The sequence below is a fragment of the Nostoc sp. FACHB-133 genome (genome assembly GCF_014698055.1).
Classification (GTDB): domain Bacteria; phylum Cyanobacteriota; class Cyanobacteriia; order Cyanobacteriales; family Nostocaceae; genus Nostoc.
Genome location: NZ_JACJSH010000001.1, coordinates 470668 through 485683, shown reverse-complemented (window position 1 = coordinate 485683; position 15016 = coordinate 470668). Strand labels below are relative to the sequence as shown.

The following is a 15016-nucleotide window of genomic DNA, read 5'->3' as shown; positions in this document are numbered from 1 at the left end:
GGCTACCAGCACATATTTAGTAAATAAAGTTACTTCTTACTTAGATTTTATTTTTGCGATCGCTTGTTTTTTACTGGATCTGACAAAACCGCATTGCTCCCTGTTTGGTAGTGCTGAACGTGCGGACTATACTGCTATTGGCCCAAGTGTGAATATTGCTGCCAGGTTGCAAGCTGCCGCTCTTCCCGGTACTATCTTGGTTTCTGCTGCCGTGGCAGATTATTTGCAGGAAGAAGAAATTACTAAAGGTAGTCCACTAGAACTTAAAGGAGTAGATGAAACAGTTTTGACCTTTGCTGTTACACCAGAGGTAATGGTTAATCGCTAAAATTTAGACTGGTATTTTAAAGCATTAGCAATGAGTAAGAGTGCCTAATCATATCCAGTTTATATAATATGACACCATCGGTTGCAGACAAAACCCCAATTTCAACCAAAGTCTGGAGGCGACACACCGATCCACCAGCTTTGTGGATTTCTGTCGTTATAGGTTCAGTCTCTCTGCACTTGCTAGCGTTCTGGCTGATGCGCTCATCTAATGCTTTTAGTCTGTGGTTTCCTCAGCAAAGTCAATCTGCTGTTCCCATTGAATTGATAGATATTGCTCCTCAATCAAAATCAACAGCCAAAAGAGTTTCGCCAAAGCCAGCATCCATAACTCAAAAGTCTGTACCAGCGCGTTCAGCAAAAACAGCAAGAAATACGCCCAGAAATCAAGATTTTGTTGGCGCAATAAATTCTGCTGATAATCTCCAGCAAAAGAGTCGAATTTACCCCTCTCAATCTAATAGACAACAGAGAGTTCCAACATCTACACCGAAAGCGATAGCTACGCCAAAACCAACATTTACACCGAAAGCGATAGCTACGCCAAAACCAACAGTTACACCGACACCTACATTTCCAATCGGTAATCTACCTTGGAACCGCCGTCAAGAAATCAAACTGGGAAAGGGAACGGCACTACCAACAGGTATTCCATCAACTCCACCAGTTTCGGAAGCTGAAAACATAAAAACTCCACCGACTTCAACTAGAGAAACTCCACCAACTCCTACTAGGGAAACTCCAACAACTCCTACTAGGGAAACTCCAACAACTCCTACTGGGGGAGCATCGGTAGCAATAGTAGCCCCTTTGCTTAGAGATGAAATGATTAAGTTCATACAAACAAGAGGATTTCGACAAGATGCTCTACCCGACGTTATCGCTTCATACACGGGAAGCAACACAAAACAATTAGACTCAAGTAGTTTTCTACCTGGCGATTCCGAAGTTAAGCCAGCACAGATGCTTGTTAGTTTAATAATTGATCGGAATGGCAACTTTCAACAGGCTGTAGTTCTCGAAATAGAACCGACAACACTACAAAGTGAAAAAAGCACATACGAACGAGTTCTCAATGATGTTTTCAAGACAGAAAACTTTCTTGCCGCTCACAACAACGACGGCACAAAACCAGATTTGAGCAATTTGTTTGTACGCATCAAAATCCAGCCTGCTAATTCCAATTAGATGCTTGAATTTTTCCAACAACTGTGTTACACTTATAAAGTTGGAAATTTGCGGGCGTAGTTTAGTGGTAAAACTATAGCCTTCCAAGCTATTAATGCGGGTTCGATTCCCGCCGCCCGCTTAGAAAAAACTCAAAAATCGACTAGTACAGCACGGTGTAAACGCACCTACTATTTTCAACAAAAATTTTTGGAGTGGGTGTCGTACCCCACCCAATTAATGCAAATCTTGTATTAAACAGGTTAATTGTTGCTTTTCTTGATCGAGAAACAGCCACAATATATCAAGCGATGCCTGCGGCGAGCTACGCCTACGCTAACCTTGGCGAATAAATAAAAACTAGAGGAATCTCGCACAGCTCTGATTTCCGAGTATCCCTCATTGCTCTAATATCAATAATGTGCAGTCATTTATCCAAATCTACCGCTAACGTAATCTCTGGTATCTTGCTGTTGAGGATTGTTGAAAATTAGTTCTGTTGCGTCGTACTCTACCATGTAGCCGTTACGACTTCCAGACTCCGTAGTTTTGACATTAAAAAAGGCTGTCTTATCAGAAACCCGCGCTGCTTGCTGCATATTATGGGTGACAATAACGATGGTATATTGCTCTTTCAGCTGGTGAATTAATTCTTCAACCCGCAAGGTGGAAATAGGGTCGAGAGCCGAGCAAGGTTCATCCATTAATATAATTTCAGGCTGGACTGCGATAGCACGAGCAATACATAACCTTTGTTGTTGTCCACCCGATAAAGACGATCCGCTTTGCCGCAACTTATCTTTAACTTCGTCCCACAAAGCTGCTTGTCGCAAACTCCGTTCTACTAATTCATCCATGTTACCTTTGTAGCCGTTAATTTTGGCTCCAAAAGCAATATTCTCATAAATTGATTTGGGAAATGGGTTTGGTCTTTGAAATACCATCCCAATTCTCCGACGTACTTCTACAGGATCAATGTCGGATGCATACAAGTTTTTATCGTAAAAAAGTATTTTACCTTCTGCCCGAAATGACTCAATCAAATCATTGAGGCGGTTATAGCATCGCAACAATGTGCTTTTACCACAACCAGAAGGGCCGATAAAAGCTGTAACCTGATTTTTTGGTATATCTAGCCAAATATTCTGCAAGGCTAAAAACTTGCCGTAGTAAACGTTGAGGTTTTCGGTGCGTAAAACAGTTTCAGTACCGTTGACTGTGCTAATATTAGTAGCCATAAATTAAGTGCAGTATTAGTTTTAGCGATACAAATCCGCTATGTGTAATCCGTTTGCCTAAGCTTTTTTGCGAGTAGCCCAGCGAGCAATGATACTTGTGATTAGAACCATCAATACCAAAATCAAAGATGCCGCCCAAGCTAGTGATTGCCAATTTTTAAACGGAGAAATAGCGTATTTGTAAACCAAAACAGCAAGGGAAGCTGTTGGTTGGAATAAGCCATCGGGCCAAAAATTGGAAAATAGCGCAGTAAATAGTAAAGGTGCGGTTTCTCCAGATGCTCTGGCGATCGCTAGCGTTGCCCCAGTTACAATCGCAGGTAGAGCTGCTGGCAAAACTACTTGTGTTACTGTTTGAAAGTTAGTTGCCCCTAACCCTACAGATGCTTGTCGCAAATCTTGCGATACTAACTGCAAGGCTTCATCAGTGGTTCGGACAATAATTGGCAACATCAAAATTGCCAGTGCAAACCCTCCACCTAAAGCAGAGTATGATCCTAAGTTTAACTTTACTAGTGTCAAAACTACAATGCCATAGGCAAATACCCCAGCAATAATTGACGGGACTCCACTCAAGACGTTAGCTGCAAAACGTACCCATCTCGCTACTTGCGCTGAACTAAATTCTGTGATATATATTGCTGCTAAAACACCAAATGGGATACTAATTAGGGCAGCAATTCCTACCATTAATAGTGTTCCCAAGATGGCATTACCAAAGCCTCCTCCCTGCTGTAAAGCTTTGGGTGGCAGTTCAAAAAAGAGGCTGGGACTCAAACTGCTAAAGCCTTGAATAATGACGTAAGAAAGTACTGCTAGCAAAGGCACAAGTGCCAATATCCCACAGATAAATGCAACTACAGTCATTACTGTATTAAACAGTGTCCTTTGAGACATAGGAGCGCGAGTTAGACTGCGCTCTGGAAAACTAGAAGTCATAATTCAACCCAAAACTAAGCTACAGTCGCTTGACTCTCAGAACGATAAACTCGGCCATGATATTAACTACCAAGGTCAAGAAGAATAGAACTAAAGCAGCGTACATTAAAGCCGAAACTTGCAAACCACTAGCTTCGGAAAATTGATTCGCCAGTAGAGAAGAAATTGTATTGCCTGGTGCTAACAGGGAGATACTAATGTTGTTGGAATTACCAATCAACATTGTTACAGCCATTGTTTCACCCATTGCCCGACCGAGTGCCAACATCACAGCGCTAACTATCCCCGAAAAGGCTGCTGGAATAAGTATTTGTAATATAGTTTCCCATCGGGTTGCTCCTAGTCCTACGGCGGCTTGGCGCAAACTGGGGGGTATAGAAATCAAGGCATCGCGCGATAGAGCTGTGATGATGGGCAAAGTCATAATTGCTAATATGACTCCCGCCGGTAACATTCCTGGCCCTGTAGGGGGGGTGCTAAAAAATGGTATCCAGCCAAAGTAACTATTGAGCCATTTTCCCAAGTTAGTTAAGATAGGCACTAAAACAAAAATACCCCACACGCCATAAACAACGCTGGGAATAGCTGCTAGCAGTTCTACCGCAAAAACCAGTACCAACTTCACTTTGGCAGGTAAAAAATCCTCGCTTAGTATAATAGCGGTACCAACTCCAATCGGTACAGCTATCAGTAAACCGATAAAAGAACTCAAGAGAGTTCCATAAATTTGAGGTAGCACCCCGTAGCTATCATTAACTGGGTTCCAAGTGGTGTTAGCTAAAAAGCTAGCACCAAACTTTTGGATGGCAGGCCCAGACGCAATTGCAACCTGGAAGCCTATCCATAATAAAGTGGCAGCAACCCCAAAGGCAAAAATTTTAGTTAGCCAAATAAAACCGCGATCTAGGGATTTTTCTACATCAGAGCGATTTTTTGTCGCTGATGAAAGATTTTGAGAATTTGTAGTCATGACTACCGACTTTCACAATTAAATCAGAAGAAAATATGGGAGGCAACCATCTAAACAAAATTGTTGCCTCATCGTCTTTTAATACTAGTTTAGTAACCAGCTTAAGAATGATTGTCTAGGAATTACCTCATGTCTATGACTGTAGCTACTTGCTAGCGCTAGTACCACTACCAACAGCGATTTTATAGTCTGGACTAATTTGATCGGCAGCCGCAGCCACCTTTGCGATCACGTTTTGGGGTAGAGGAACATATCCTAATGTCGTAGCCTGTTTTTGGCCCTCAGTTAAAGCGTATTCGATCGCAGCTTCAACTGCTTTAGCTTTTGCCGCATTGGGATATTTCTTGTAAGCCAAAATCCAGGTGTAAGTGACGATGGGATAGGAATCGGCCCCTTCTGGATCGGAAATGAAGACGCGGAGGTCAGGGGGTAGAGTTACTGATGCCAGTGTTTTAGAGGCTGACTCCTCACTAGGTACAATAAACTTACCACTTTTGTTTTCCAAAGCAGCAAACTTAAGACTATTTTGTTTGGCATAGCCGTACTCGACATAACCAATAGAACCTTGTGTTTGTTGGATTTGGGCGGTAACACCCTCATTCCCCTTAGCGCCAACTCCGCTAGGCCAGTTGACAGTTTTGCCTTCACCAACTTTAGTCTTCCACTCCGGGCTAATAGCGCTGAGGTGTTTTGTAAATACACCTGTTGTTCCGCTACCATCTGAACGATAAACAACTGTGATTTTCTCTTTAGGAAGCTTTGTACCTGGGTTAGCTTTGGCAATTTGGGGATCATCCCAAGAGGTTATTTTGCCTAATAGAATATCAGCGTAAACTGCTCGTGGTAGTTTAAGTTCTGCAACATCTGGCAAGTTGTAAGCTAGCACGATGCTACCAGCAGTGACAGGCAGTAAAATAACGCCCCTATCCGCTGGCACCTTCTGGATTTCTTCATCCTTCATAGCAACATCGCTGGCACCAAAGTCTACAGTTCCTTTGATAAATTGCTCAACTCCGGCACCGCTACCAACTGAGGCATAGTCAACTTGCAGATTTGGATACTTTTTGTTTAGATCCGTAAACCATGTATCATATAGTGGTGCTGGAAAAGACGCACCAGCCCCGCTTAACTTGAGATTTCCACCTAAATCTAATTTGGTTGTACTGGAGGCAGTCGTATCTGTAGCAGTGCCAGAAGGAGTATCCTTTGTGGCTGTATTTTCCGGGTTTTGCTGTCCGCCACATGCAGCTAGGCTGATTGTCAGTGCTAACACTGAAACTGAAGCTGTGAGGCGATGAATTTTTGTTACACGAAAAGGTGAAGGCATCGCTATCAATATTTGGGTAACTTTTCAGGTGAGCGCTTCTAAGAATACCCCTAAAGGATTAAGCTAAAGGTAAAGGATAGGTTAACAAAGCAAAAAAAGCTTGTTTTTTTTTGATGAAGAACAAACACTCGTTTTTACTTTTGCTTGATAAAATTTATACTGCCGCTTTAGTTACAGATTACAAATAGTACCACAGTATTTGGTTACATAGTATTGGCAAAACTTGATTGATAGGGTCACTTTTCTGGTCAAGCAATAAAAAATCTATAAAAAAATGACAAATTGTGTTATTATTTAAAGCTTAATAAATTTTGGAACTTTATAAAAGTTATTACTGCTTATAGGTCTAAGCAGACTTAAAGTCATAACTAAACAATCTAAGTTTAGACAGCGAACTAATTTAGATAAAGCAGAAGGAAAACTATAAATTGCCTATTTTATGGAGAGTCTGCGGGGCGATCGCTAAAAAAAGTGAATTAAAGGACTATCTTTAACAATTTGTAGCATAAATTGGCACTGAATCTAAAAACTTAGTTTAAATACTAAATTTTGATAGTTTTACCGCGTACTAGGTCAAATACCAGAATCAGACTACGCTTTAGTCAATCAACTTACAGCTATAGACACGTAAGTAATAATTCGTAGAACTGAAAAGTTACATACCAAAAAGGCAAAAAAAAATATGCTAATTCTTAGAGGTGTCAGCACAAATTTCATTTCAATACTAATGAACATCCTAGTTGCTGTTGGTTTTCCCTTTTGCCTTTTCCTGGTTGCCTGATAAATGTTTGCTGCTTCCAATCAATTACTATGGTCTATGATTGGCTTACTCCTGACAATGGGTGGTACCTTCTTAGAAGCTTATGGCATCACCTTTCCTTGGAATTGGAGTAGGCACGGAATTCAGACTTTTTCTTTAGGTGTCACTTTTCAAATTGGCGCAGTACTGTTAGTGGGTTGTTTAGGGGGCAAAAATGCTGGTGCGCTCTCGCAAATTGCCTATTTAGTGATGGGGTTAACCTTATTACCTGTATTTGCCGATGGAGGTGGTATTGGTTATGTTAAGTTGTCTCAGTTTGGCTATCTACTAGGCTTTATTCCTGGAGCTTGGATTTGTGGCTTAGTTGCCTTTAAAGCTAGACCTCGACTAGAAACTCTCGCCTTTAGTTGCATCTGTGGCTTGTTAACTCTGCATCTATGCGGTATTAGTTATTTGATTATTAGCTATATTTTTCAGTGGAAAGGCACAGAAAATCTACCTTTGATGCAAGCAATCCTCAGATACTCTTGGTTTGCACTACCAGGGCAATTAAGTGTGGTCTGTGCCGTTACTGTAATAGCATATATATTGCGTCACTTAATGTTTTATTAGTCATCAAGGGGCTAGAGGCTAGGGGCAAGAAATTTACAATTTTCTCATCCCCTAGTCCTTAGTCCTTAGTCCTTAGTCTCTAGCCCCTAGTTTCATGCGTTTAAAAAACCGCCTTTTCTGGATTGCTGCCTTTATAGCTTTTTTCCTAGACCAAATAACAAAATATTGGGTGGTACAAACCTTCAGTTTGGGGCAAACAGTACCACTCTTAAATGGAATATTTCACTTCACCTATGTTACTAACACTGGTGCCGCCTTTAGTCTGTTAAGTGGGAAAGTAGAGTGGTTGCGCTGGCTATCTTTAGGAGTGAGTTTGGTATTGATAGCGTTGGCCTTGTTTGGCCCAACATTAAATTTATGGGATCAGTTGGGCTATGGCTTAATTTTAGGTGGAGCTATGGGCAACGGTATTGATCGTTTTGTTTTAGGCCATGTCGTTGATTTTCTTGATTTTCGCCTGATTAGCTTTCCTGTATTTAATGTGGCAGATTCTTTTATTAGTATTGGTATTGTTTTTCTGTTAATTGCTTCCTTCCAAAAAACACCAACTTCAACCGGTAGGTTGGATTAAACTATTAAGCCTGGGATGATTAATCCCAGGCTATTAATTACTGAAACCATTGCTCAGTCCTATATGCGAAGACTTGATTTATGGGTTCCAGAGATTTGAATTTATATCCTACACCAGTTTTCATAACTGGTGCAGAAAGTCAAGATGCACAGGCGATCGCTGATGGTAAATTAGTATGTCAAACGTATCCAGCTTTTAATTTATTTACCTGGGGCAGGAGCAGTAGATGGAGTGCTGGGAGAGTTTGCACCTGGTTCTGTAGGAGCGCCAGGTTCAGATGGAGTAACGGTTCCTGGTGCTGGAGTTAAGTTGCTAGGAGTGCCAGGCTCAGTTGGAGTAACACTTCCTGGTGCTGGAGTTAAGTTGCTAGGAGCGCCAGGTTCAGCTGGGGTAACGCTTCCTGGTGCTGGAGTTAAGTTACTAGGAGCGCCAGGTGCAGGTGGGGTAACACTTCCTGGTGCTGGAGTGCTTTCGGGAGCGCCAGGTTCAGCTGGGGTAACGCTTCCTGGTGCTGGAGTGCTTTCGGGAGGAGTGATGTTACTCGGTGTGGTTTCTGCTGGTACTGTAGTGCTACCAGGAGCAGTGCTAGGTGTGGTTTCTGCTGGTGCTGTAGTGCTACCAGGAGCCGCACCAGGGGTAAGTGCTGTGCCGCCGGGACAGCGAGAGTTGAGCGGAAAATACTCGCACAGAATTTTCATACCTTCTGGCGACATCTTGATTTCCGTTGGTGCGCTAGTAGATTCGCTACTGGATTGAGCTATGGGGGATTTACTGGATTCGGCTACGGCAATATTAGTGGTGAGAGCCAAAGATAGAGCTGTACCAATCAGGGTCAGAGATTTTCCCATCATTCTGAAATTTACCTCAACGGAACACTCGGCCCATTAAAACAGATAATAAGATTTAGAAAATCTTCCTAAATGAATATATTTAAGTTTGTTGCAGAATATGTGGATATGTAAAATTGGTAAAAATTAAATCTGTTGTTTGTTAATAACTAGTGTCTATAAATACAAGTTTCATATCTATGCTTGTAGTCATTGAAGTAAAATGAGTAGATAAAATAAGACTTTAGGAAGAAGATAAAATTTTATTTCTCTGTAATAAAGTGATAAAAATAACAATTTAATTCGGATGAAAAAATAGTGTTCAGTATAAATTAGAGCAAAAAGTCCCGTATAGCTAATTTATGCTTTGGCTTATGAGTAAAATGATGAAAGACTAACATCTAAAATTGTAATTCGCCCCATTCTTCACTAAAAAGTGTGATGTGAATAGCCGATGAGTTCTCCCCAACCCCCTCACAAGCCACAAACGTTAATTGGTCAACTGACTCAAGCAGTCCATACTATCCAAGCTAGGGTTGATTTTTCCAAACTGGCGCTCAAGCCTAATGCCAAAGTACCGGAACTCTGGGTACAGGATGCGGGGGCGGATAAAGCAGAGGTATATCCACTGTTGGGCGATCGCTATATTCTCGGTCGTAGCTCCAAATCCAGCGATATCGTCGTCCGTAACCCTGTTGTCAGCCAAATTCACCTATCGCTATCGCGGAATTCTACTCAGCGCACACCAGTTTTCGTCATCAAAGATGAAAACTCTACCAATGGCATTTATCGTGGCAAGCGTCGTGTTAATTCCTTAGAACTACGTCACGGCGATATTCTGACTCTGGGGCCCCCAGAACTAGCCGCTTCTGTGCGCCTGCAATACGTCGATCCACCAGCCTGGTATGTCAAAGCTGCAAGTTGGACAGCTTATGGTGTTGGTGGTGTCAGCGCCTTGTTCGCCTTAGTAATTGGCGTAGAATGGCTGAAATTTTCAGTTAGACCCCTACCTACAGCTACACGCGCTCCAGTAGTTGTTTACGCTCGTGATGGAGCCACCCCTCTGAGAGAGCCTCGAACGATCTCTCATGTAGATATGAAGCGTTTAGAGGAATTTGGCCCTTATTTGCCATCTGCCGTAGTAGCTTCAGAAGATAGTCGTTATTACTGGCACTTTGGGGTTGACCCTCTGGGGATTTTACGAGCCGTGTTGATCAATAGCCGTAGCGGAGATGTGCAGCAAGGAGCCAGCACTGTTACGCAGCAAGTTGCTCGCAGCTTGTTCCGTGAGTATGTAGGTAGACAAGATACCCTTGGACGCAAATTACGGGAAGCAGTTGTCGCCTTAAAGTTAGAAACCTTTTACAGCAAAGACGAAATTTTGCTGATGTACTTAAATCGGGTTTTCTTGGGGGGAGATACCTCTGGCTTTGAGGATGCAGCTCGGTATTACTTTGATAAGCCTGCTAAAGAATTAACTTTGGCAGAAGCAGCAACATTGGTAGGAATTTTACCTGCTCCCAACGCATTCGATTTTTGTGGGGATGGGCCAAATAAGCTAGAAGCAGCTGAATACCGGAATCGTGTGATTAAGCGGTTGCTGGAAATGGGCAAAATTAAGCTTGAAGATGCGAACCGAGCTAGACGTTCCACTGTTCAAGTTAGCCCTAAAGTTTGTGAACAGCAAGCTAAGACGATCGCTCCTTATTTTTACAGTTACGTCTTCTCTGAACTTGAATCAATCTTGGGCGAGGGAGCCGCAAACGAAGGGAATTATATTATTGAAACCCAGCTTGATCCCGCGATCCAGAGCCAAGCTGAATCGGCGTTGCGGAATTCAGTAAACAATAGTGGTGGAAGTTTTAATTTTTCTCAAGGGGCTGTGGTAACTCTTGACTCCAGTACAGGTGGCATTCTGGCAATGGTAGGCGGAACTGATTACAAAAAAAGTCAGTTCAATCGCGCTGTTCAAGCCAAAAGACAACCAGGTTCCACCTTTAAAATCTTTGCTTACACCGCCGCTATTCAACAGGGAATTTCACCATCTAAGAATTATTCCTGCGCTCCTTTAACTTGGCAAGGCTTCACTTACAAACCCTGTCGTTCCGGTGCTGGCAGTTTAGATATTGCCACCGGGCTGGCTCTTTCAGAAAATCCCATCGCCTTGGGAGTTGCTAGAGAAATCGGGCTGAATAAAGTAGTGGCGATGGCTCAGAATTTGGGAATTAAGTCAAACCTCGATCCGGTTCCTGGCTTAGTACTGGGTCAAAGTGTGGTCAATGTTTTAGAAATGACTGGTGCTTTTGGCTCTATTGGCAATCGTGGAGTGTGGAATCCTCCTCATGCGATTAACCGAATTTTAGACAGTGGTGATTGCAGCGATCGCAATGATATCAAAACCTGTCGGGTAATCTACTCCTTCGACCAAGATCCAGATGCGAACAAACGAGTTCTGCCAAGTGGTGTAGCCGACGAGATGACTAGCTTAATGCGTGGTGTCATCACCAGAGGCACTGGTCGTAGTGCTGCCATTGGACTGGGAGAAGCCGGTAAAACAGGCACGACTGATAAAAACGTTGACTTATGGTTTATAGGTTTTATCCCAAGTCGGCGGCTTGTAACTGGTGTTTGGCTGGGAAACGACAACAATTCCCCAACATCTGGTAGCAGCGCTCAAGCCGCTCAGTTGTGGGGAAATTATATGCGGCGCATTACAAGGTAAATGGGAATTGGGAACTATTGATCAATAAATGATCAATGGACTTTTGTGGGAAGACCTGATTTTGAGGACTTAGAAGTTTATCAACTCGCTGAAAAGCTGGCTAACGAAATTTGGCACATTGTTAAAGCATGGGACAATTTCACTAGAGATACACTGGGCAAGCAAATTGTTCGGTCTGCTGATAGTGTTTGTGCGAACATCGCAGAAGGTAAAGGTAGGTACAACTATCAAGACAATCGACGTTTTGTCAAGATTGCTAGAGGGTCTTTATATGAAACTATCAGTTGGCTGAGGTTAGCCTATGCTAGACAATTATTGACAAACGGACAGGTAAGTAAATTTAAACCAATTCTTGATGAACTCTTACCCAAGCTTAATGCTTATCTAAAATCCATAGGAAATAGAGAATAGAAATTAATTCTTTTCCCCATTCCCCATTCTCCATTCCCCATTCTCCATTCCCCATTCCCAATTCCCAATTACTGATATCCCTTCCAAGGCGTAACTTCAAGCGTGCCACTAGGTTTAAATATCACTTGGAAATGGGCGAGAGGTTGTTTATCGTTGGGAGCTGCTACATTAGAGCCGTAGATAGCATTGAACATCTTCGGAAGAGGTGTTTCCCGAAAATAGTCAAATGCAACTTGGTTGAGTGGTTCATAATCAGCAATTACACCATCTTTGTTGACTGCTACCCGATATTTCAAATCTCGCGTAAAGGTGGGTTTGCCACTCCAAGTTTGCCGAACTGTAGTATAAAGCTTTTGGTTTAAATTTTTGACTATATTAGAGTCAGCAATTTTTGCACCCACTACCTCTGGTGTTCTAGCATATCCCCGCCAAGGGCTAACTTGCAGCACCCCTTGGGTAGTAAATACTACTCGAAATTGAGCGATCGGTTCATTGGAAATGGGAGGGCGGGTAGCTGGATTGTAAAGTACGTTCGGCAGAGGAGTTTGACCTACTCCTAAATTTGCCTCTTTATTTACTGCTTTATAACCGACGATCGCCCCATCCGCAGCTACACCCAGACGATAGATCAAATCTTGTTGCAATCCTGAGCGATTAGTCCAAGCTGGATGAACTTGGTTGTAAACTTGACGATTCAATGCACGTAACTGTGATGGATCAGTAATTTCTGGAACTGTATTTAAAAGTGCTTCTAAATCTTTAACTGCCGGCTTTCCATTAGCTGTAGGCGTTAATGTGGGTCTTGCAGCAGTGATGGGTGTTGCAGCTGCTGATGCTGGAGGAGTGATATTGTTTATTGTAGAGCTACTTTGCTCATCTGTTGTTGGCTGTGGTGGACGCAGTTGGGGAGGTGGAATCAAGTTAAAAGCGATCGCAGCTACTGCTAAACTTGACACACCCACAGCAGCAGGTACAGCCTGTCTAACCAAAGCTTGACTAGCACCGCCATAGCGTCTGGTAACTGGTTGTAGTTCTAGAGAAAGTTCAGGTAAAGTTTGGCTATCAGCAAAAAACTGATCCACTGCTTCTACTAAATCAAACAACTGCACCGTATTCAAATCTATTTCAATTGGCGGACGTTTGGAATTGTTAGAGTGATCGAATCCCTCTGGAGTTCCTTCGGAATGGATGATTAATCTGTGTCGGTTGCTGTCAACTTTCCGAAACTCTACTAGCTCCGATTCCTGATTGTGTGCTTGGGGGTTAGGTACGCTACTTAAAAATTCTTGGGCATACCCACTAACAGCCCTCACCAAACTTTCAAAAAATTCCCGCCCTCCCGTTAGTGGCTGATTATAACCAGATAAATAGCATTCTGCATTTACCAATATTGATAATTCCGGGCGCATTTCCTGGAAGTGTGCAGCCCTAGTGACATCACTTAACCCTTCTAAAAGCAGTGTACAATTAGGAAGACTGTACTTACGTTGAATATTCATTCCACTTCACCGTCAAAAAGACTAATCCAGAATCGCTGCATTCCAGCTGTACCAGTACAAAATAGTAATTGTCCTAACAAATTTATAGCTAGCTCATCTAATTTTTCATCAGAAGTTAATGCTAGTACACCAGAACGTCGGGCATTCATCCGGCTTTTAAAATGCGCTCTAAACCGCTCTAGGTAGTTAGATAGACGCAAATTCTGTTCCAATGGAATCTGCTTTTCTTCCATTTGTTGACATATCATTAATAACTGGCGAATGACAACAGTTAAACGCCGCGCTATGTAGCAAGCAATGACTACCAGAGCTTTTGCTTCCATGATAGTTAAGGGACGGCGGATATGCGCTCTCCGTAGCGGGTTAGAGCTACGCATCCGCCATAAATTCACCCTGTCTTTAACAATTCCTTTGAGATCCAACTCTTGAGCAAAACTCAAGATTGCTTCCGAACCACCAAGCTCTAAAGCTTCAATTGCCAATAAAATCAGGTCAATTTGCAACCGCGTTCTCCGAGGACAAGTCTTGGAAGCGATCGCAGGATCTGGCAAAGTGTCCAGAATCGTCGGCAATGAATCTTGAGTTGGACTGTTGAACGGCGTTAAACTTGCTGAGACATTCATTCTATAAATACCTTGTGCGGTTCCAACAGACTAGATAAAACAAATTTAAGATCGGTAGCCAAGACTTGAGCATTAGACTTGTAGCAGTAGCATGACTACCTGATATATACATTACTTAACTCTTTCTACTCAAAGTTTTCCCTATATTGAAATCAAAGTTTTAAAACATAAGTTAATTCACCTCATTTCTGAATGTAATACCTTTTCTAGCTTGGTTTAGATTCTAATTATCGTCAACAAAGGACGAAGCTGAAGCTTCGACCCCCAGCGTATGACATTATAGTGTACGATTTTTCAGGTATCTGAAAATTGGGGATTGGGGATTGGGAATTGAGAATTGGGAATTGGTCAATAATCAATACTTTTTTCCCATACTTACCTTGCTCCTCTTCTTCCCCATTCCCCATTCCCCATTCCCCATTCCCCATCCCCCATTCCCATTTTATGGATTTGAAGTCTCTCGTTCGTGACATTCCAGATTTTCCCAAACCCGGAATTTTATTTCGGGATATTACTACATTACTGCGCGATCCAGAGGGATTACGCTATACTATTGACTTTTTAACACAAAAATGCAACGAAGCTGAAATAAAACCAGATTATGTAATTGGTATAGAGTCAAGAGGATTTATTTTTGGCTCACCTCTGGCTTATCAATTAGGGGCTGGTTTTATTCCCATCCGCAAAAGAGGTAAGTTACCAGCAGCAGTTCACTCAATTGAATATGACCTAGAGTATGGTACTGACTGTCTGGAACTGCATCAAGATGCTTTACATGAAAGCAGTCGAGTTTTGATTGTGGACGATTTGATTGCTACGGGTGGAACTGCGAGTGCAACAGCAAAGTTAGTGCAGAAGATTGGCTGCGAATTAGTAGGATTTGGGTTTATTATCGAGCTACGGGATTTAGAAGGGCGTAAATATCTGCCAGACGTGCCGATTATCTCTCTAATTGAATATTAGTTATTTGTCATTAGTCATTGGTCATTAGCAAAGGACAAATAACAAATAACAAAGGACAAA

General features: G+C 42.3%; 14 protein-coding genes and 1 tRNA gene. 8 read left to right on the top strand and 7 right to left on the bottom strand.

All coding sequences use genetic code 11. The features are described from left to right. From H6G86_RS02235 to H6G86_RS02225, 3 genes are all read left to right on the top strand, one after another. The coding region (locus H6G86_RS02235; RefSeq protein ID WP_242064651.1) for an adenylate/guanylate cyclase domain-containing protein at positions 1-328 on the top strand (328 nt) is incomplete at its 5' end. A 68-nt stretch (positions 329-396) separates the two neighbouring features. Next, entirely contained in the window at positions 397-1515 is a 1119-nt protein-coding gene (locus H6G86_RS02230) for a hypothetical protein (protein ID WP_190932894.1), read from the top strand. Positions 1516-1565: 50 nt separating this feature from the next. Further along, a tRNA-Gly gene (locus H6G86_RS02225) sits at positions 1566-1636 on the top strand. 289 nt (positions 1637-1925) lie between these two features. On the opposite strand, the gene pstB is transcribed toward H6G86_RS02225, so the two are convergent. The 4 genes from pstB to pstS form a co-directional block, all read right to left on the bottom strand. Then, positions 1926-2732, bottom strand: a complete 807-nt coding sequence (gene pstB / locus H6G86_RS02220) for a phosphate ABC transporter ATP-binding protein PstB (RefSeq protein WP_163935580.1) — start codon at positions 2730-2732, stop codon at positions 1926-1928. A 57-nt stretch (positions 2733-2789) separates the two neighbouring features. Next, positions 2790-3671: a phosphate ABC transporter permease PstA gene (gene pstA / locus H6G86_RS02215; protein ID WP_114084557.1), complete on the bottom strand. Its 882-nt coding sequence runs from the start codon at positions 3669-3671 to the stop codon at positions 2790-2792. Positions 3672-3690: 19 nt separating this feature from the next. Further along, entirely contained in the window at positions 3691-4641 is a 951-nt protein-coding gene (gene pstC / locus H6G86_RS02210; RefSeq protein WP_190932893.1) for a phosphate ABC transporter permease subunit PstC, read from the bottom strand. A 145-nt stretch (positions 4642-4786) separates the two neighbouring features. After that, complete coding sequence (gene pstS, locus H6G86_RS02205) at positions 4787-5968, bottom strand: phosphate ABC transporter substrate-binding protein PstS (RefSeq protein ID WP_190932892.1); 1182 nt, start codon at positions 5966-5968, stop codon at positions 4787-4789. Positions 5969-6752: 784 nt separating this feature from the next. On the opposite strand from pstS, the gene H6G86_RS02200 reads away from it, so the two are divergent. Together H6G86_RS02200 and lspA are read left to right on the top strand one after the other, a co-directional pair. After that, a complete protein-coding gene (locus H6G86_RS02200; protein ID WP_190932891.1) occupies positions 6753-7340 on the top strand; it encodes a biotin transporter BioY in 588 nt (195 codons plus the stop codon). 94 nt (positions 7341-7434) lie between these two features. After that, entirely contained in the window at positions 7435-7911 is a 477-nt protein-coding gene (lspA, locus tag H6G86_RS02195) for a signal peptidase II (protein WP_190932890.1), read from the top strand. A gap of 200 nt (positions 7912-8111) precedes the next feature. Here the strand turns inward: lspA and H6G86_RS02190 are convergent, their stop codons facing one another. Beyond that, entirely contained in the window at positions 8112-8762 is a 651-nt protein-coding gene (locus H6G86_RS02190; protein ID WP_190932889.1) for a hypothetical protein, read from the bottom strand. Positions 8763-9192: 430 nt separating this feature from the next. Between H6G86_RS02190 and H6G86_RS02185 the strand changes: the two genes are divergently transcribed. Both H6G86_RS02185 and H6G86_RS02180 read left to right on the top strand, forming a co-directional pair. Next, entirely contained in the window at positions 9193-11460 is a 2268-nt protein-coding gene (locus H6G86_RS02185; protein WP_190932888.1) for a transglycosylase domain-containing protein, read from the top strand. A 45-nt stretch (positions 11461-11505) separates the two neighbouring features. Continuing rightward, positions 11506-11871: a four helix bundle protein gene (locus H6G86_RS02180; protein WP_190932887.1), complete on the top strand. Its 366-nt coding sequence runs from the start codon at positions 11506-11508 to the stop codon at positions 11869-11871. 68 nt (positions 11872-11939) lie between these two features. On the opposite strand, the gene H6G86_RS02175 is transcribed toward H6G86_RS02180, so the two are convergent. Then, complete coding sequence (locus H6G86_RS02175) at positions 11940-13370, bottom strand: DUF4335 domain-containing protein (protein WP_190932886.1); 1431 nt, start codon at positions 13368-13370, stop codon at positions 11940-11942. After that, positions 13367-13993, bottom strand: a complete 627-nt coding sequence (locus H6G86_RS02170; RefSeq protein WP_114084563.1) for a DUF3038 domain-containing protein — start codon at positions 13991-13993, stop codon at positions 13367-13369. Before H6G86_RS02170 ends, H6G86_RS02175 begins: the two co-directional genes overlap by 4 nt. 444 nt (positions 13994-14437) lie before the next feature. Here H6G86_RS02170 and H6G86_RS02165 point away from each other — a divergent pair, with 444 nt between their 5' ends. Beyond that, the gene (locus H6G86_RS02165) at positions 14438-14956 is read left to right on the top strand and encodes an adenine phosphoribosyltransferase (RefSeq protein ID WP_179071558.1); all 519 of its coding nucleotides are present in this window, start codon (positions 14438-14440) and stop codon (positions 14954-14956) included. Positions 14957-15016 lie beyond the last annotated feature (60 nt).